The organism is Ensifer meliloti, assembly GCF_030064585.1.
Lineage (GTDB): Bacteria > Pseudomonadota > Alphaproteobacteria > Rhizobiales > Rhizobiaceae > Sinorhizobium > Sinorhizobium meliloti.
On record NZ_CP120365.1, the window covers coordinates 2,334,496 to 2,353,719 of the forward strand.

Sequence of the window (19,224 nt, forward strand, 5' to 3'; positions counted from 1 at the left end):
GAGCAAGACGTGAATCAACCGCCTAAACCGAACTCCTTCAGGTCCGGACCCGATGAAGAGGGCCGTTTCGGCATATTCGGCGGGCGCTTCGTCGCCGAGACGCTGATGCCGCTGATCCTCGATCTCCAGGATGAATGGGCGAGGGCGAAGAACGATCCGGCTTTCAAGGCGGAACTCGAAAATCTCGGCACCCACTATATCGGCCGGCCGAGCCCGCTCTATTTCGCCGAGCGCCTGACGGCCGAACTCGGTGGCGCCAAGATCTATTTCAAGCGCGAGGAGCTCAATCACACGGGCTCCCACAAGATCAACAATTGCATCGGCCAGATCCTGCTCGCCAAGCGCATGGGCAAGACCCGCATCATCGCAGAAACCGGTGCCGGCCAGCACGGAGTGGCATCGGCGACGGTCGCGGCGCGCTTCGGCCTGCCCTGCGTGGTCTACATGGGTGCGACCGACGTGGAGCGGCAGGCGCCGAACGTCTTCCGCATGAAGCTTCTAGGCGCCGAGGTGAAGCCGGTGACCGCCGGCAACGGCACCCTCAAGGACGCCATGAACGAGGCGTTGCGCGACTGGGTGACCAATGTCGACAGCACCTATTACCTGATCGGCACGGCTGCCGGCCCGCATCCCTATCCGGAGATGGTGCGCGACTTCCAGGCAGTCATCGGTGAGGAAGCCAAGCAGCAGATCCTCGAAGCCGAAGGCCGGCTTCCCGATCTCGTCGTCGCCGCCGTCGGCGGCGGTTCCAATGCGATCGGCATCTTCCATTCGTTCCTCGACGACGAGGGCGTCAGGATCGTCGGCGTCGAAGCGGGTGGCAAGGGGCTCGACGGCGACGAGCATTGCGCTTCGCTCACCGCCGGTTCGCCCGGCGTGCTGCACGGCAACCGCACCTATCTTCTTCAGGACGGTGACGGCCAGATCAAGGAAGGTCATTCGATCTCGGCCGGACTCGATTATCCTGGCATCGGACCGGAACATGCCTGGCTGAACGACATCGGCCGCGTCGAATATGTGCCGATCATGGATCATGAGGCACTCGAGGCCTTTCAGACGCTGACGCGGCTCGAAGGCATCATCCCGGCGCTCGAACCGTCCCATGCGCTTGCCGAAGTCATCAAGCGCGCGCCGAAAATGGGCAAGGACGAGATCATCCTGATGAATCTCTCCGGTCGCGGCGACAAGGACATTTTCACCGTCGGCAAAATTCTCGGTATGGGGCAGTAAAGATCATGACCGCACGCATGGAGCAACGGTTCGCCGACGTGGCGGCCGAGGGGCGCCCGGTCCTCGTGACCTATTTCATGGGCGGCGACCCGGATTTCGACACGTCGCTGGCGATCATGAAGGCGCTGCGGCAGGCGGGTGCCGACATCATCGAACTCGGCGTGCCCTTTTCCGACCCGATGGCCGATGGACCGGCGATCCAGCTCGCCGGCCAGCGCGCGCTGAAGGCGGGGCAGTCTCTCGCCAAGACGCTGGAGCTCGCCCGGCTCTTCCGGGCGGAGGACCAGCGCACCCCCATCGTGCTGATGGGCTATTACAACCCGATCTATATCTATGGCGTCGAGCGGTTCCTGGCGGACGCACTCGAGGCCGGCGTCGACGGCCTGATCGTCGTCGATCTGCCCCCGGAAATGGACGACGAACTCTGCATTCCGGCACTTGAGAAGGGCATCAGCTTCATCCGCCTGGCAACGCCCACGACGGACGATCGCCGCCTGCCCAAGGTTCTCGAAAACACGTCGGGTTTCGTGTATTACGTCTCGATGACCGGCATCACCGGCTCGGCGCTGCCCGATCCGTCGCTGATCGCCGGAGCGGTCGCGCGCATCAAGGCGCATACGCCCTTGCCTGTCTGCGTCGGCTTCGGGGTGAAGACCGCCGACCATGCGCGCGCCATCGGCGCATCCGCAGACGGCGTCGTCGTCGGCACGGCGATCGTCAATCAGATCGCGTCGAGCTTGACCGAAGAAGGCCGGGCAACGGAAGCGACGGTCCCGGGTGTCGAAGCGCTCGTCAGGGGGCTTGCGGCCGGCGTACGGGCGGCACGGCTTGCTGCAGCCGAATAATTGCCCATATTGACGCGCACAAGCCGAAGGAAAATCTTCAGGAGACTGCTTAATTGAACTGGATCACAAACTACGTTCGGCCGAAGATCAACTCGATGCTCGGCCGCAGGGAAGTTCCGGAGAACCTCTGGATCAAGTGCCCTGAAACGGGCGAGATGGTGTTCCATCGCGATCTGGAAGAGAACAAATGGGTCATCCCGCAATCCGGCTTCCACATGAAGATGCCGGCGAAGGCCCGTTTGAAGGATCTCTTCGACGGCGGAATCTACGAGGCATTCCCGCAGCCCAAGGTGGCGCAGGACCCGCTCAAGTTCCGCGACTCGAAGAAGTACTCCGATCGCCTGCGCGACAGCCGCGCCAAAACCGAACTCGAGGACACGATCGTTGCCGGCCTCGGCCAGGTCCAGGGCATCAAGCTCGTCGCCGTCGCGCATGAGTTCAACTTCATCGGCGGCTCGCTGGGCATTGCCGCGGGCGAAGCGATCGTGAAGGCCTTCGAGCGCGCGATAGCGGAGAAGTGCCCGCTGGTGATGTTCCCGGCCTCGGGCGGCGCCCGCATGCAGGAAGGCATCCTGTCGCTGATGCAGCTGCCGCGGACGACCGTGGCTCTTAACATGCTCAAGGAAGCGGGCCTTCCCTATATCGTCGTCCTGACGAACCCGACGACCGGTGGCGTCACCGCATCCTATGCGATGCTGGGCGATATCCACATGGCCGAACCCGGCGCGGAAATCGGCTTTGCCGGCAAACGGGTGATCGAGCAGACGCTGCGGGAAAAGCTTCCCGAAGGCTTCCAGACTTCGGAATATCTGCTGGAGCATGGCATGGTCGACATGGTCGTCAAGCGCCACGACATCCCGGAGACGCTCGCGCGCGTTCTCAACATTCTGATGAAGAAGCCGGCCAAGGCGGTCAAGCGCGATACCGCGACGGAGTTGGCCCCGCTGCCGGTGGCCGCGAGCGCCTAGATTAGGGCTACCATCATGACGGCGACTGAGGTCAGCGAGGCGGCGCAGGAGATCGAGAAGCTTCTCGCGCTGCATCCCAAGGGGTTCGACCTTTCGCTCGACAGGATCACGCGGCTGCTTGCTGCCCTCGGCAATCCTCACGAGCGCCTGCCACCGGTCATCCACGTGGCCGGCACCAACGGCAAGGGCTCGGTCACGGCCTTCTGCCGGGCGATCCTGGAGGCCGCGGGCCTCAGCGTCCATGTCCACACGTCGCCGCATCTAGTGAACTGGCACGAGCGCTATCGCCTGGGTGTAAAGGGCGGCAAGGGCGCCCTGGTCAGCGACCCCGTGCTTGCCGATGCCGTACGCCGCGTTGCAGAAGCGAATGGCGGTGAGAAGATCACCGTGTTCGAAATCCTGACCGCGGTCACTTTCCTGCTTTTCGCGGAACATCCGGCCGATGTCGCGATCATAGAAGTCGGTCTCGGCGGACGCTACGATGCGACCAATGTGATCGCCCGGCCGGCCGTCGCCGTGATCATGCCGATCTCGCTCGATCATCAGGCCTATCTCGGCGACCGGGTCGAGCTGATCGCTGCGGAAAAGGCGGGGATCATGAAGCGCGGCTGCCCGGTGGTGATCGGCCACCAGGAGGAAGAGAGTGCGCGCGATGTGCTGATCGCGACCGCCGAACGTCTCGGCTGCCCCATATCCGTCTACGGACAGGATTTCATGGCGCATGAGGAGTTCGGCAGGCTGATCTTCCAGGATGAGAACGGCCTTGCGGATCTGCCGCTGCCGCGCTTGCCGGGCCGGCATCAATATGCCAATGCCGCGGCGGCGATCCGTGCCGTTCGGGCAGCCGGCTTCGATGTTCCCGAGGCGGCTATCGAGAAAGGGTTGGCCGGCGTCGAGTGGCCGGGACGCCTGCAGCGCCTCGCCGGCGGCAGGCTCTCGCATTTCGGCCCGCCGGGCGCCGAGATCTGGATCGACGGCGGACACAATCCGGGCGCCGGCCATGTCATTGCCGAGGCGATGGCCACCTTCGAGGAGCGCAACCCGCGACCGCTCTTCCTGATCATCGGCATGATCAATACCAAGGAACCGATCGGCTATTTCAAGGCTTTCCTCGATCTGACCGAACAGGTCTTCACCGTGCCGGTGCACGGGTCCGACGCGGGACTGGACCCGCTGGCGCTGGCCGCCGATGCGGCCGCTGCGGGACTCGAGGCCAATGCCACCTCCTCGGTTGCCGAAGCGCTCGGCCAGATCGCCGAACTCACCGACGAGGACCCGGTGCCGCCGCGTGTGCTGATCGGCGGCTCGCTCTACCTGGTCGGCGACGTGCTGGCGGAAAACGGCACGCCGCCGCGGTAGATCACGATGGTTTCAGGATAGACCCAAAATCATGAACGTGATCGATTCGAATGGATTGACGCGGGATGCGGGCGGAAAACCGACACACGTTTCGTCATCCCGCTCTAAGGTTCGGAACGAAGGGTTCGCAGTTGCCGGCCCCTCATCCGGCCTGCCGGCCACCTTCTCCCCGCAGGCGGGGCGAAGGAGACTCGCGGCAAGCGCCAGGGCAATCCCCTCTCCCCGCTCGCGGGGAGAGGGTTAGGGTGAGGGGCAGATAGCCGGCGACGCACATGGTTCAGCCGAAAAGAAAAAGCCCGGCCAAGCCGGGCTTTCGCATTGTCGAAGTGAAGTCCCGGCGGCTCAAGCCACCGCGCTCGAAATCCACGAGCTGAGCGCCGTCTTCGGTGCGGCTCCGACCTTGATGTCTGCGACTTCGCCGCCCTTGAACATGGCAAGCGTCGGGATCGAGCGGACCCCGTATTGTGCCGCGAGCTCGGGGTTTTCGTCGATATTGAGCTTGACGACCTTGACCTTGCCGGCAAGCTCGGTGGCGATTTCTTCGAGGCTCGGCGCAATCATCTTGCACGGGCCGCACCATTCCGCCCAGAAGTCGACGACGACCGGTTCGGCCGAGTTCAGAACTTCCTTCTGAAAATTGGCAGTATCGACTTTCACAGTAGCCATCGGGTGCTCCTTCGGAATGGCAGTGTCCAGATGTTGTGTCTCATGTGAGGCATCGCCACCGGATTTTCAATATCGTGTATCTCACTTTGTCGCGAGCTCTTCAAGACTCCTGTCCAGCATCGGCTCGGGAAGCACCCGGATCGCGGGCCCTTCCGTGAAGATCAGCACGCATCGGAAACGCTTGCCGGGGTAAAGAGGTTTCAGGAGTTCGCGATAGATCGCAAGCTGATTTCTGTAGACCGGCGCTATCTCTTCGGGCGTCTCAGGGATTTCGCGGTTGGTCTTGTAATCGGCGATCGTCACCATGTCGCCGGTGACGGCCAGACGGTCGATCCGTCCCGATACGGCGAAATCGCGGACCCCAAGCTTCAGGGTCCCCATCACGGAGACCTCCGCCCGGCTGTGCTCGCCGAAAAGCGGTTGCAGATCCGCATGGTCGAGCACGTCCATCACGGTCCCGGCGAGTGCGCGCCGTTCGGCTTCGGGCCAGCGTGGCACGGAGCGGGCGAGATAGCGCTCCGCCGCGGCCAGACGTTCGCGGGGGTCGACCGACGGAAGAACCTGCAGCAACCGGTGCAGGATCGCGCCCCGCAGCATCGAGAATTTCGGCGCGCTCTTGCCGGCGAAGAGGGCCGAGCCGACGATCGCTTCGGCGTCGGGATCGTCGATTGCGATGGTCGTTCCGGACGGGGCAAGAGGCCGGGGCAGCCGCCGCGGCGCGGCCGGAGGCGTGAAAAGCGCCGTCGGCAGGCCGGCTGTCGGCCGTTGCGATTCTTCGGAGCGGCCTTCGGATGTCGGGAGGTCGCGCGGCACATGCGCTTCGCGCCAGGCTGTCCCCTGCCACTCCTCGCTTCCGGCGCGGAAAAGCCTCGGCGTTCCGCGGCCTTTGAGGTCCTGTGCCAGCGTCCCCTGCACCATCGAATGCCAGGTGTCGGTGTTCTGGCGCTGCCCGCGATAGCCGCAGACGATCAGGCGGTCGGCTGCGCGCGTCATGCCGACATAGAGGAGCCGGCGGTATTCCTCCTCGGCGAGCTTCTTCAGCCGCTCGTTGTCGGCGGCGATGAGCGAGTTCGGCGCCGAGCCCGGCGCGCGCCAGACCGGGACCGTGAGCGTGGAATGATCGGCCTGCGCTTTCTCCAGGAAGCGCAGGTCCGAGACCTGCTGGCGAACGAAGGCCTCGCCGCCGCCGTCGACCAGGAAGACGACCGGCGCCTCGAGGCCCTTTGCGGCATGTACGGTCATCACGCGGACCTCGTCGCGTTCCTTGTCCTGTTCGCGCTTGACCGTCGGCGCTTCGATCTCCAGCGTCGAGATGAAAGCCTGCAGGCCCGGCAGACCGTTCCTTTCATGATCGAGAGCGAAGGTGAGGAATTCGTCGAGAATATCACTGACTTCGCTGCCGAGGCGCGCCAGGAAGGCACGCCGTCCGCCATCGGCGCCCAGGACACGGGCATAGAAATCGTGCGGCAGCAGTTCCCGCGCCAGGCCGGAATAGCGCGAAAGCGTGCGGACCGCTTCATGATAACGGCTCGTCTCCTCCGCGCCCGCCTGCCGCAGCCGCCGCCAGAGACTTTCGCCCTCGGTCCGCCGGGCGGCGAGTTCGAAGACATCCTCCTCGCCAAGATCGAGGAGCGGGCTCTTCAGCAGTGCCGCGAGCGACAGGTCGTCCTCGGGCAGAAGCACGAACCGGCCGAGCGCGATCAGGTCCTGCACGGCGATATGGCTGGTCAGAACCAGGCGGTCCGCGCCGGCGACCGGGATATTGCCCCGCCGCTTGAGGGCGCGCGTCAGGGCGTTGACGAAGGCGTCGCGTTTGCGGACCAGCACGATGACGTCGCCGGGCCGCATCGCTCGGCGCACGCCTTTTTCGATCACCGTCTCCCGGCCGATCCAATCTTCGAGGACCGCTGCAATGCGCCGGGCGAGGATGTTGACCGGCGCGCGCTCGGGCGTCGCGTCGAAAGGAGCGGTCCAATCCTCTTCCGAAGCCGCCGGCTCGGGCGCGATCACATCCCAGAGGTCGACGGCACCGGGCTGGCCGATCCTGTTCGAGGCGTGCACGATCGCCTCGCTCCGGGCGCTCAGGCCTCTCGCATTCCCGGAATTTGCAAAGACCGTATCGACGGCGGAGAGCACGTCCACCGTCGAGCGGAAGGAAAGCTGCAGGCGGATGGGGCTGAAGTGCTTGTTGCCCGCGCGCACCCGCCGCTCCGTCAACGTGCTCTCACGCGAAAAGCGCTCCGGCCGGGCTCCCTGGAAGGAATAGATCGACTGCTTCTCGTCGCCGACGGCGAAGATCGTGCGGTCGTCCGCACGCGCCGTTTCGCCGGCAAAGAAATCCGCCGCGAGCGACTGGATTATCGTCCACTGAGCGGGACTCGTATCCTGCGCCTCGTCGACGAGGATATGGTCGATCCCCTGATCCAGCTTGTAGTGCACCCAGGCACCGACGTCGCTTCGGGCAAGCAGTGCCGCCGTGCGGTTGATGAGATCCTCGAAATCGAGCTGGCTGCGTGCCTTCTTGAGCGCTTCGTAGTCGCGGTTGAGCCTCTCGGCGAGAATGAGGGCGGCGCGGGTCGCCCCGTACATCTGGACGATGCTCAGGCGGTCCACGCAGGCGAGCATATGGCTGCGCGCCTCTTCGACCCTGAGTTCGAGCTGCGGCGCTGCACGGCGCATGGCGGCGTTCAGAAAGGCCGATTCCGCCTTCGGCTTGCCGCCGCCGTTGAAGAAGAGTTCCACAAGTTTGGCATAGCGGGTGGCGGCGTCCTCGATCGCGCGGACGGCCCGCAAGCCGTCTGCGATGGCAGAGGGCTTCGCGCCGCCGAGGCGCAATCCAAGGTCGATATAGTCATCGAGTGCCGGGCCATTTAGCCCCGCCAGCGGCCAGACCGCGGCCATGACCGTCCCGGCGGTCTCGCCGGGTTCGAGGCCGAGCGCTGCCCGCAGATGCGCTTCCATACTGCCGCGTCCGGAGGCGTGGTCGAGAAAGGCCTGGATCGGCGCCCGGTTGGCGACGATCGCCGCAAGCAGTTTTTCAAGCCCGGTATCGTCGGCAAGATCGAGGACCGTGGCGAAGGCCTCCGCCAGTTCCCCGTCGCTCGCTGCTGCCGTGGCGGTCAAGAGAGCCCTGCGGGCATCGGCGAGCAGCACCGCCGCTGCGCGGTCGTCGAGAACGGAGAAATGCCCTGCGACATTGGCCTCGAGCGGGAACTGGTGCAGAAGCGCCTCGCAGAAGGCATGAATCGTCTGGATTTTCAGCCCGCCCGGGGTTTCCAGGGCGCGCGCGAACAGCCGGCGGGCCTCCTGGATCTTGGCCGTGGGCGGCCGCTTGCCTTCGATCGCCTCGATGCGCTTTTCCAGCGTGGTATCGTCGAGGGTCGCCCATTCGGCGAGTTTCTCGAACACGCGGTTCGACATCTCGGAGGCGGCCGCCTTCGTGTAGGTCAGGCAGAGGATGGCGGACGGCCGGCAACCCGCAAGCAGAAGCCGGATGACGCGCTGCGTGAGCACATGCGTCTTGCCGGAGCCGGCATTGGCGGAAACCCAGGCGGAACGCGCGGGATCGGAGGCGAGCGCCTGCCGTTGCGTCGTCCAGTCGAGCCACCCCTCGGGGCTTCTCTCCTCCGGGCCTGTCGCATCACTCCTCATCGTCGTCCTCGCCATCTGCGGTCGCCCATTCGGCGACGCGCGCCAGATGATCGTATTCCCCGCCGTAGTCGCGTTGTTTCTGAACGATCAGGCGCGAGGCGAAGCCGAACTTGCCGCTCATAAGCGCGGAAAGCAGCTTGCGGAGCTCGGCGAGCGACTCGTCCGCCAGTTGTCCGGTGGATTTCGTCTCCTTCGAACGGGCGCCCTCGTTGTTGACAGTGTCGACGGCAAATCGGCTCCCCGGCTTCAGCCGGACATAGCGCAGCGAGTGCGGCTGAGCCGGCCCGATCACACGGAATGCCCCGGCCCTGAGCGCCGCCGCCTCGAGCGCCAGCTGCGGGTCGAGAAGCGCCCGTGCCTCTTTGGGCGAGGGGCTCGATCCGGTCTTGTAGTCGATGATGTCGATCGTTCCGTCCGCCAGGCGATCCAGACGATCGGCGATGCCGGTCAGCCGGATATCGCCGATGCCGAGATCCATTGCCGCCGGTACCTCGGTGAACGATTTCACAATGCCGTGCCGGCGCTCCCGTTCCCATTCGAGGAACGCCCTTCCGACCGCCTGGAAGCGTGGCCGCCAGATGGTGTCGATATGCGCAGGCAGTTTCTCCTCGTCGAAGGCCTCGTCGGTGAGCCGGATCATCGCTTCCTCGCCCTCGCGCGCCGCCGGGTCGAAGCCGCCCTTCACGAATCGATCGACGATCCGGTGATAGAGCAGGCCGCGTTCGGCCGCACCCGGGTCGCGGTTGAACGGTTGGATCGGTTCCAGCCGGAGAATGCGCCTCGCGTAGACGGCATAGGGATCGCGGCGCAGCCGCGTCACTTCGCTGAAGGAATATTTTCGGGGCTGCAGCTCCGCGGGAGGCTTGGGTTCCGGCCGCTCCGACAACGGCTGACGCTCGCCTTGGTCGAGAATGCGCATCCAGTGGAGATAGTCGGCGCCATTTGCCTTGAGCAGCGCCGTCAGCCTCTCGCCGCCGAGCGCCTGAAGGCGCTGCAGCCATCGGGAAGCCACCGTCGGCGCGGATCCCTGACGCATGGAGCGCGAAAGGATCAGCCGGCGGGTGCCGCAGGCCATCTGGAAATCATGCGCGAGCTGGCCGATCCGCCGCTCCGGCGGCTCCAGACCGATACCCGCCTTCATCGTTCGCGAAAGGAACGGATCGTTCGACGTCTGCCCGGGCCAGGTGCCCTCGTTCATGCCGCCGAGCACCACGAGGTCCACGCTTTGCAGGCGCGACTCGAGCGCTCCGAAAATGAAGACGCGGGGATGGCGCATCGACCGCGGCTTGACGGCTTCGCTTGCGGCAAGCGCCTCGAGAATGTCGCACCATTGCGGCCCGTCGGCCTCCATCTGGCCATCGGTTTCGATGATGCCCCTGAGGAGCGTCGCCAATATTTCGCCGGCTTCCGAAGCCCAGAGGGCGCCGAGATTGCCTTGCTCTCCGATGGCGGCCGCCTCCAGAGCGCGCCCCGTACGCTCCGCCCAATCCGAAAGGGGCAGCACGGTCGAGCGGTGACGGCCGGTTTGCGGATCGGCAGAGAGAGTGCTGGACAGGGGGCCGACCGCCGAGGCTATCCGGCGTGCGAGTGCGCGCGCCATGGCGATATCGTCCGGGCCGATACCCGCTCTCCAAGGCGGCGGGTGCCGGTCGGTCTTCTGCCTGTCGAGCGCCTTGTCGAGGACCGCTTCCAAGGCCGAAATGTCGGCCGCATCGGTGCCGCCGCGCAGGGCCGCGAGCTCCAGCACGTCCGCAGCTCGGCGCGCATCGTCCGCCGTCTGGCCGAAGCGCGCCAGCGGATGCTTGAGGAGTGCGACCAGGGCGACCGGGTCGTCCGGCCTGAGCGTTGCCTCCAGCAGCAGCCGGGCAAGTGCGCCCGCCGGCGTCGCCGAGAGCGGAATGCCGGCGGAATCGTCCGCCTCTATACCGAAGCGGGCAAGCTCGGTGCCGACCCGACGCGCAAGGCCTCGATCGGGGGTGATGAGCGCCGCCTGGCTCTCCTCGTCGGCTTCGAGCGCGAGCCGAAGCGCGATCGCGATGGCGGTTGCCTCTTCGCGTTCGTTCGCCGCTTCGATCAGCGCCACATCCGCAAAGGCGGAGAGGAGTCTTTCCGCATCGAAGCTCCGGCGGGCTTCCATCCAGACGTCAGTCGCGTCGGCCGGTAACAGCGCCCGCGAAAGGACCGCGCTGCGATAGTCGAGATCATCGGCAGCGCTCGCGAGGGCGGGCACGTCCCCGCGTTCGATGCCCATGCGCTTGAGCAGACGGTGAAATCCATATTGCGGGTGGGTGCGGCTTGCCGGGTTCCTTGCAGAAGTGCCGGAGCCGGACGTCTCTCCCGCGATCAGCCGCCACTCCGCATCGCTCATCGATCCGTCGAGGCCGGGGAGCACGATCGTACCGTTCGGCAGCGCCTTGACCGCGGCGATCAGTGCGGCCGTCGCCGGGATCGAACCGGTCGAACCGGCGATGATGATCGGTCCGCTCACTTTGCCGGCGGCGATACGCTGGGTCTCGGCCTTCAGCACTGCATTGCGGTGGCGTGCGGGCGAGGAGTGCTTGAGTTCGGTCAGCCGCTCCGGCCAATAGGTGCGGGCGATCTTGAGGAAGGCGAGCGTCAGTTGCCACCAGAGCGCATGTTCGCCCCCGTCGAGCCCGTCGAGGGCATCCCAGTCGAGTTCCTCGGTCTCGATCGCATCGATGAGTTCGGCGAGGTTCCGCGCGAGCCAGATGGCATCGGCAGGGCTTGCCGGAGCGATCAGCGGGCTTTCCGCGTGGATGTCGAGGACCACCTGCGGCAGGCGGTTTCGCCAGGCGAGAATGAGGCGGCCGAGTTCGATGAGCCGTGCCGTTCCGGAAAGCGGCGGCGCGAGGTCGAGGATCGCCGGCACCTCGGCGTCGAAGAAGCCGCTGTCGTCGTCGGTCTCGCCGAGCGCCCGGATCATCGGCAGGATCGCCGAACGGCCGCCGAGCAGATCGACGAATTCCGAACGCAGCACGCGGGCGGAGCGCCGGGTCGGCACGAAGATCGTAACACCGGCCAGTGCCAGCGGCTGCGCCGGATCGTAGCGGAAGCCAGGGGTCAGCTCGCCATTGCAGAGCCTTTCCGCGACCGTCCTCAGAAAGGGCAGGCCGGCTGGAATCGTGAAGACGTTCGGATGTCCGGGCACCTCATCCCTCCGGCCGGAAGCGGCGGATCGCAGCCTCGGCCTCCGCTATCGCTTCCGGCGAGCCGACGGTGATCCAGTGCCCTTCGAGCATCAGACCGAAAAGGCGTCCCCTGGCGATCGCCCGGTCGAAATAGATGTTGAGGTTGAATGCCTCGTCCGGCGCATCGGCAAGCAGCGCTGCGTCCATGGCGATCGCGCCGGCATAGACGACGGGATGTTCCATGCCTTCTTCATAACGCGTGAGCCGGCCGTCTTCCGATAGCGAGAAATCCCGTTTGCCGTTGTGCCCGGTCGTGTCCTCGAGACGCACGCAGAGCAGCGCCATGTCCATGCGCTCCGGATCGAAGAACTCGGCAAGCTTTTTCAGGTTGCACGGTTGCCGCGGTTTTTCGCCGATCCAGAAGAGGTCGGCATTCATCACGAGGACGGGCCCGCCATCGAGCAGTTTCAGGCCCTTCGCGAGCCCGCCGCCGGAATTCATCAGCGCGTCCCGCTCGTCCGAAATCAGAATATGCGGCGCCTCCCGCCGGCCGAGGTGCTCCTCCATCTGGCCGGCGAAATGATGGACGTTCACAACGGCCCTGGTCACACCCGCGGCGGCGAGCAGATCCAGCACATAGTCGATCATCGGCTTGCCGGCTATCCTGACCAGCGGCTTCGGCAGCGTGTCGGTGACCGGCCGCAGGCGGGTGCCCAGTCCGGCCGCAAGCACCATGGCATTGGTGATGGGCATCGTATCCTAACGGTTCGCTGATTCGGGAGCGAGGATTCCAGCCTTAATGCACCATTCGCGCAAGGGTGTCAGCACCTGATGGGAGAGCGCATGCTCGAGATAGGCGAAGGTGCGCGGCATGTGCTTCATGTAGCCGGGCTTGCCGTCGCGCTCCTTTAGCCGCACCCAAATGCCGGCGAGCTTGCAGTTGCGCTGAGCGGCCATCAGATGCCAGTCGCGCCGGAAGGTTGCCTCGTCGAAGGGACCCAACTCCCGGCGCTCGGAGATGTAGGCAGTCATCATCCGCTTGGCGAGATCGGGCTCGATCGTCACGCGCGCATCCTGCACCAGCGAGGCCACGTCATAGGCCGTCGGCCCGATCATCGCGTCCTGGAAGTCGATGATGCCGATGCGGTCGAAGCCGGCGCGGTCCTGACGCCAGAGAATGTTCGGCGAGTGGAAATCGCGCAGAAGAAGGTTCTTCTCCGCGGAGGCGAGAACGTCGATCAGTCCATCCCATACGGCGAAGTATTCCCGCCGCTCATCGTCCGAGGCAGGCCGCCCCCGTTTCCACGGGAGATACCAGTCGACGAGCAGACTGGTTTCGATCCTGATCGCCGTCCGGTCGAAATCGGGGATGCTGTGTACGACCCCTTCAGCGATCGCGATGTCGCGCTCCGCGGGCTGGGCATGCAGCCGGGCGAGAAGCCGCGCGCCTTCGATGTAGCGCTCCGCGACGGGGCGGCCATCGGTGTCGAGGATGCCTTCGGATCCAAGATTTTCGATGAGCAGCAGACCCTGGTCGAGGTCGCACGCGTAGATCGCCGGTGCCGCGAAACCGCGTTTGCGCAGGAGTTGCGAGATCGCGACGAATGGGACGACGTCCTCTGCGATATGGGCGAGCTGCTGGTAATACTTGCCGTCCTGGAGGATAGGTCCCGGCTTGTGTCTCGGCGCATCCATGAGAATCTTCGCCGGCGCACCATCCTGGGTGTCGATGCGTTCATAGGCCCTGATCGAAGCATCGCCGCTCAGGTGGCGCCGACGGGCGTCGGGATGGGCTGCATCGATAAGGAACTTGCGAATGGCAAGCGAGCGGGTGATTCGTTCGAAAGCCGCGTCCGGAGCCGTCAGGTGAATGCGCCGCCCGTCGTCTTCATGCGAGAAGGTGAGCGTGATCCGGTCGGCCGGAAGCGCCTCCTCGGCCTTCTCCGGCCATTCGACGAGACAGATGCCGTCGGCGAGCGCCTCGTCGAAACCGAGCTCGTCAAGCTCGGATGCGTCCGCGAGCCGGTAGAGATCGAAATGAGCGACCGGGATCCTGAGGTCGTAGCTTTGAACCAGGGTGAAGGTTGGGCTCGGCACCTCGAGCGTCTCGTCGTCGGCCATTGCCCGGATGAAGGCTCTTGCGAAGGTCGACTTTCCCGCGCCGAGATCGCCCGAGAGCGCGACGCATTCGCCGGCCTTCAGCGCCAATGCGAGATCTTCGCCGAATTCGATGGTGGCGGCCTCGTCCTTCAGCAGACGTTCGAGAGATTTCATCTAGTTCATCTATTCCGCCGCGATGACCTTCGGCGCTTCGGCGGAGGGAATGCGGCAGGTTACTGCCGTACCTTCACCCTCCTTGCTGCGGATCGAAACATTGCCGTGGTGAAGGCTGACGAAGCTCTCCACAATGGACAGGCCCAGACCCGCGCCGCCGCGCTGGCCGTAGCTTTCGAAGCGGTTGAACACGGTGTTGAGAACGTCCTGCGGGATGCCCGGTCCGGTGTCGGTGACGGAGAAGGCGAAGTCGCTCCCCTCGCGCCAGCATTTGAGCTCGATCGTGCTCCCGTCCGGCGCGAAATTCGCCGCATTGGTGAGAAGCTTTATGAAGATCTGCTTCAGCCGCTGCTGGTCCGCGGTGATGCGGCCGAGATTGTCGGGTGCATCGGTTCGAAGCGACACGCCGCTCTCGATCAGCCGGTCGCCCATCTGCTGCGTCACGTCGTCGATCAGGTCGATGATATTCACTTCCGAGAGTTCGAGCTCGACGATGCCGGCATCGACGGTTGCAAGATCGAGGATGTCGTTGACGATCGTCAGCAGCAGCGACGAGGAGGTGGCGATGTGGTCGACATATTCGGCCTGGCGCTCGTTGAGCTCGCCGAAGACCGGCGTTTTCAGAAGGTCGGCAAAACCGATGATGTTGGTCAGCGGCGAGCGCAGCTCGTAGGAGACGTGGTGCACGAAATCGTTCTTCAGCGCATCCGCCTTGCGCAGCGCCTCGTTCTTCTCGGTGAGTGCGCGCTCGACGCGGACGCTGTCGGTGATGTTGACGAAGGTCAGCATCGTCTGGGCATTGGGCAGCGGAATGACCGCGTAGTCGAGGATGAGGCCGGTGCGCAGCTCCAGAATGCCGCGGCTCGACGGCCGCTCGTCGTCGAAGCTGGTGATGATATGGGCGAAGCGCTTCCAGCCGTCGGGCTGGTCGTAGGAGGCGAGGCAAGCCTGCTCGATCGCGCGGATATGGGTGCCCGGCTGCGCCTCGGTCTCGCTGATGCCCCAGATCGCCCGGAAGGCCGGGTTGGAGAGCCGGATGCGGCCGTCGGGGCCGAAAACGGCGACGCCCTCGGCGAGATGGTCGATCGTTTCGCCCTGGACTTGGACCAGCGTGTTGTAGCGCGTTTCGAGATCGACCCGTTCCGTCAGGTTCTCGAACACCCAGGTGGCGCCGCCCTGCGGCCGCGCGGTGGCGAAAACGCGGAGCGTCTGGCCGTTCGGCAGGTGCCAGAGATCGGACTGCGTATCGATCGCCTGATAGACGGAGAGCGCACTCGTCTTCCATTGCTTCCAGTTGAGCTGCTCCGGCAGCTTGCCGCCGGCACGCAGCCGATCGAGCACCTCGCCGTTGTCGGGCTTGCGCTCGAGGAATCCCATGTCGAGATCCCAAAGCCGCTGGAAGGCCTGATTGTAGAACTGCAGCCGCTGATTGCCGTCGAAGATTGCCACCGGCGTTGCCAGGTGTTCGAGCGTCTCGGCATGGCTCTTGAGCGTCCGCGCCAGCTCCTCGCGCACCGCCTCGATGCCGGAGACGTCGATTGCGATTCCGGCGGAGCCGGCGGGCGTGCGGGCGTCCACGACGTCGAAGAACGTCCGGTTGCCCCTGACCACCGTCGAAACCTTGTCGCGGAAAGGCGTCTGGAGCGTCGAGACCGCCCGGATACGCTCGCGGGCCGTGGTCGCAAGCAGCTCGCGCTCTTCGGCGACGGCCGTGCTCGCGCTCTGGGTTTCGACCGCATTGGCATAGGCCGCATTGACCCATTCGAGCCTGCCGTCTCCTCCGCGCTGCCAAGCGGGAAGATCGACCGCGTCGAGCAGCGTGCGGAACGTCGAAAGCGAAGAATGCAGCTGGTCGCGCTCGAGCTTCAGCTCGGCGAGTTCGGCCCTGAGATTGTTGAGCGCGATGAAGCGCACGAAGGCCCGCCCGCCGGATACCCGGCCCTGGGCCTCGAGTACCTCGTTGCGCTGGGTTTCGAGTACGAGATCGAAGCTCTGCGCCTGGGCACGCAGGGCCTCGATCGCCTTTTCGAGCTGGCCTGCCGATTGTGGCTTGATCCAGCGGCCGAAGGCGAGAAAGTCCCGGTCGTCCTGCGGCGCGCCGGTTTCGGCCGGAAGCTGACCGAGGAATTCCGGGCGCTCCGCTAGCCCGTCCCAGATCACGATGCGCCTGTTCTTGTCGGCGATGAGAGCCTGGAACCGGGAAATGCGCTGGTTCGCGTCGGATAGATTGGAACGAAGCTCGCGGTTCTCGGCCTCGATGTTGCCGCGCTGGCGGATGAGCCAGATCGCCGAAATCATGGCGGCGGAAATAACGCCGATCAGGACGGAGAACGTCACGACCTCGGAGGTGCCGAATATGCTTCTGCCGGGATCGGTGGCCTGGGCTGCGGCATCGCTTGCCGCAAGCAGTACCGTTCCTGCAAGGAGCCGCTTGATCAGTCTCGGCGCCCCCAGCCGTCCTGCAGAAGACATGGTTTCATGTGTTTTCACGGCGCCGTCCCCGTTCGTCCGGAAAGTGCCGGCGACCTTGCGCCCCCGCGCGCCGGAGCCCGTTCAAGGGCTCCTGTCAGTTCCGATTGCATCTCCGGTCTGTCTCCGTCTGTTTGCCGCCTGTCCGACAAGACATCCCATTTCGACCGCGCCAGCCCGGAAAGACCGCGCTGGCATAACGAATCGATAAGCTAAACATACTTCTTTGACGATTCGGCTGAAAGTGCGAGGCCCAAAAAAGCGGCCGCGATCTCTTGTCAAGATCGCGGCCACAAGATGTTGTGGATTGCCCGGGTAAGGATTAGTACCGGTAGTGTTCGGCCTTGAACGGACCCTGCTGCTTGACGCCAATATAGGAGGCCTGTTCCTCCGAGAGCTCGGTCAGCTTGGCGCCGAGCTTGGCGAGATGCAGGCGCGCCACCTTCTCGTCGAGCTGCTTCGGCAGCACGTAAACCTCGTTCTTGTACTGCTCGCCCTTGGTGAAGAGCTCGATCTGCGCCAGAACCTGGTTGGAGAAGGATGCCGACATGACGAAGGACGGATGCCCGGTGGCGTTGCCGAGGTTGAGCAGGCGGCCTTCCGAAAGCAGGATGATGCGGTTGCCCTTCGGGAACTCGATCAGGTCGACCTGCGGCTTGACGTTCGTCCACTTCAGGTTCCGAAGCGCCGAGACCTGAATCTCGTTGTCGAAATGGCCGATATTGCCGACGATCGCCATGTCCTTCATCGCGCGCATGTGCTCGATGCGGATGACGTCCTTGTTGCCGGTGGTGGTGATGAAGATGTCGGCGGAGGATACCACGTCTTCGAGCTGGACGACTTCATAGCCGTCCATGGCCGCCTGGAGGGCGCAGATCGGGTCGACTTCCGTGACCTTGACGCGTGCGCCGGCGCCGCTGAGCGAAGCCGCCGAGCCCTTGCCGACGTCGCCGTAGCCGCAGACCACCGCGACCTTGCCGGCCATCATCACATCGGTGCCGCGGCGGATGCCGTCGACGAGCGATTCCTTGCAGCCGTACTTGTTGTCGAACTTCGACTTGGTGACGCTGTCGTTGACGTTGATCGCCGGGAAGGGCAGCAGGCCCTTGGTCTGGAGCTGGTAGAGGCGGTTGACGCCCGTCGTCGTCTCTTCGGTCACGCCCTTGATCGCGTCACGCTGCCTGGTGAACCAGCCGGGTGTCGCGGCGAGGCGCTTCTTGATCTGCGCGAAAAGGATCTCTTCCTCTTCGGAGCCCGGATTCGTCAGAATGTTCTCGCCGGCCTCGGCGCGGGCGCCGAGCAGGATGTACATGGTCGCGTCGCCGCCGTCGTCGAGAATCATGTTCGAGACGCCGCCATCGGCCCATTGGAAGATCTTGTCGGTGTAGGTCCAGTATTCCTCGAGCGTCTCGCCCTTGACGGCGAAGACGGGTACGCCGCTCGCGGCAATGGCGGCGGCAGCGTGGTCCTGGGTCGAGAAGATGTTGCATGACGCCCAACGGACCTCGGCGCCGAGAGCAACCAGCGTCTCGATCAGCACGGCGGTCTGGATGGTCATGTGGAGCGAGCCGGTGATGCGGGCGCCCTTCAGCGGCTTCGATGCGCCGAACTCCTCACGGCAGGCCATCAGGCCCGGCATTTCCGTTTCGGCGATGGCGATTTCCTTGCGGCCGAAGTCGGCAAGCCCGATGTCGGCGACGATATAGTCCTGAGTTGCGCTCATGAAGTTCTCCAGGCTGATCCTAGGGCCGCGCGGCCACATGGCCGTTTGGCGGCATGACAGTGCCTCCCGCGATCGCGGGCAGCGTGCCTTCGGTCTATCAGGAAACCCCGTGAAGGGCAACCGACATATAAAGAGGTCTTTATATGTTTATATCGGTCACATCTCTTCGCCGAACCTGTCGCGCACCAGCCTATCCAGCGCGTTGAGCGCTTCTTCGGCCTGAGCGCCGCTGGCGGTGACGAAGACCGAGCAGCCGGTGCTCGCCGCCAGCATCATCAGCCCCATGATCGAGGTCCCGCCGACGGTCATGCCGTCCTTGGAGACGGTGATCTCCGCGTCGAAGGTCTCGACTGTCTGCACGAATTTCGCAGAGGCACGCGCATGCAGGCCGCGTTTGTTGACGATGAGCAGTTCGCGCGTCAGAGCCGTGTCGGGGCGGTGGTCCATCATTTTCCACTCAGAACCCGGCTGGCGACGTTGATGTATTTGCGCCCCGCCTCGGAGGCTTCCACCAGCGCCTTGTCCATGTCGCTTTCGCCGCGCACGCCTGCGAGCTTGATCAGCATCGGCAGGTTGACGCCGGCGATGACCTCGACGCTGCCGCCGCGCATCACGGAAATGGCGAGATTGGAGGGGGTGCCGCCGAACATGTCCGTCAGGATGATGACGCCGTCGCCTTCATTGGCCTTTTCGACGGCATCGAGGATATCCTGACGCCGCTGATCCATGTCGTCCTCGGGGCCTATGCAGACGGTCTCGATAGCTTTTTGCGGACCGACGACATGCTCCAAAGCATGCCGAAACTCATCCGCCAGCTTGCCATGAGTGACAAGCACAAGTCCGATCATGGGTATCTTTGCTCCAACTGCATATGCAACTCGTTGATGGCC

13 protein-coding genes are annotated in these 19,224 nt (G+C 64.7%); 4 read left to right on the forward strand and 9 right to left on the reverse strand.

Annotated features, from left to right (window positions below; all coding sequences use genetic code 11):
• The first annotated feature begins 9 nt into the window (after window positions 1-9).
• The 4 genes from trpB to PZL22_RS18185 are packed head-to-tail and all read left to right on the forward strand — an operon-like array spanning window position 10 to window position 4,402.
• Entirely contained in the window at window positions 10-1,230 is a 1,221-nt protein-coding gene (trpB, locus tag PZL22_RS18170; RefSeq protein ID WP_003536446.1) for a tryptophan synthase subunit beta, read from the forward strand.
• A gap of 5 nt (window positions 1,231-1,235) precedes the next feature.
• Entirely contained in the window at window positions 1,236-2,075 is an 840-nt protein-coding gene (gene trpA / locus PZL22_RS18175; RefSeq protein WP_010968305.1) for a tryptophan synthase subunit alpha, read from the forward strand.
• 53 nt (window positions 2,076-2,128) lie between these two features.
• Window positions 2,129-3,043 (forward strand): acetyl-CoA carboxylase, carboxyltransferase subunit beta, encoded by a 915-nt coding sequence (gene accD, locus PZL22_RS18180; protein WP_003536448.1) that lies wholly within the window; start codon window positions 2,129-2,131, stop codon window positions 3,041-3,043.
• 15 nt (window positions 3,044-3,058) lie between these two features.
• A complete protein-coding gene (locus PZL22_RS18185; RefSeq protein ID WP_284718525.1) occupies window positions 3,059-4,402 on the forward strand; it encodes a bifunctional folylpolyglutamate synthase/dihydrofolate synthase in 1,344 nt (447 codons plus the stop codon).
• Window positions 4,403-4,744: 342 nt separating this feature from the next.
• Here the strand turns inward: PZL22_RS18185 and trxA are convergent, their stop codons facing one another.
• From trxA to PZL22_RS18230, 9 genes are all read right to left on the reverse strand, one after another.
• Window positions 4,745-5,068, reverse strand: coding sequence for a thioredoxin (gene trxA / locus PZL22_RS18190; RefSeq protein WP_003532034.1), 324 nt, complete (start codon window positions 5,066-5,068; stop codon window positions 4,745-4,747).
• 81 nt (window positions 5,069-5,149) lie between these two features.
• Entirely contained in the window at window positions 5,150-8,719 is a 3,570-nt protein-coding gene (gene addA / locus PZL22_RS18195) for a double-strand break repair helicase AddA (RefSeq protein WP_015008015.1), read from the reverse strand.
• Window positions 8,709-11,888 (reverse strand): double-strand break repair protein AddB, encoded by a 3,180-nt coding sequence (gene addB / locus PZL22_RS18200; RefSeq protein WP_003532026.1) that lies wholly within the window; start codon window positions 11,886-11,888, stop codon window positions 8,709-8,711. The genes addA and addB overlap by 11 nt, the downstream gene beginning before the upstream one ends.
• 1 nt (window position 11,889) lies before the next feature.
• Complete coding sequence (locus tag PZL22_RS18205; protein ID WP_003532025.1) at window positions 11,890-12,621, reverse strand: nucleotidyltransferase family protein; 732 nt, start codon at window positions 12,619-12,621, stop codon at window positions 11,890-11,892.
• A gap of 6 nt (window positions 12,622-12,627) precedes the next feature.
• A complete protein-coding gene (locus PZL22_RS18210; RefSeq protein WP_003532019.1) occupies window positions 12,628-14,142 on the reverse strand; it encodes a bifunctional tRNA (adenosine(37)-N6)-threonylcarbamoyltransferase complex ATPase subunit type 1 TsaE/phosphotransferase in 1,515 nt (504 codons plus the stop codon).
• A gap of 9 nt (window positions 14,143-14,151) precedes the next feature.
• The gene (locus PZL22_RS18215) at window positions 14,152-16,632 is read right to left on the reverse strand and encodes a sensor histidine kinase (protein WP_015008017.1); all 2,481 of its coding nucleotides are present in this window, start codon (window positions 16,630-16,632) and stop codon (window positions 14,152-14,154) included.
• A 301-nt stretch (window positions 16,633-16,933) separates the two neighbouring features.
• Window positions 16,934-18,334, reverse strand: a complete 1,401-nt coding sequence (gene ahcY / locus PZL22_RS18220) for an adenosylhomocysteinase (protein ID WP_284718526.1) — start codon at window positions 18,332-18,334, stop codon at window positions 16,934-16,936.
• A 156-nt stretch (window positions 18,335-18,490) separates the two neighbouring features.
• Window positions 18,491-18,784, reverse strand: a complete 294-nt coding sequence (locus PZL22_RS18225) for an HPr family phosphocarrier protein (RefSeq protein ID WP_013844956.1) — start codon at window positions 18,782-18,784, stop codon at window positions 18,491-18,493.
• Entirely contained in the window at window positions 18,781-19,182 is a 402-nt protein-coding gene (locus tag PZL22_RS18230) for a PTS sugar transporter subunit IIA (RefSeq protein WP_003532013.1), read from the reverse strand. Before PZL22_RS18230 ends, PZL22_RS18225 begins: the two co-directional genes overlap by 4 nt.
• Between the last annotated feature and the right edge of the window lie 42 nt (window positions 19,183-19,224).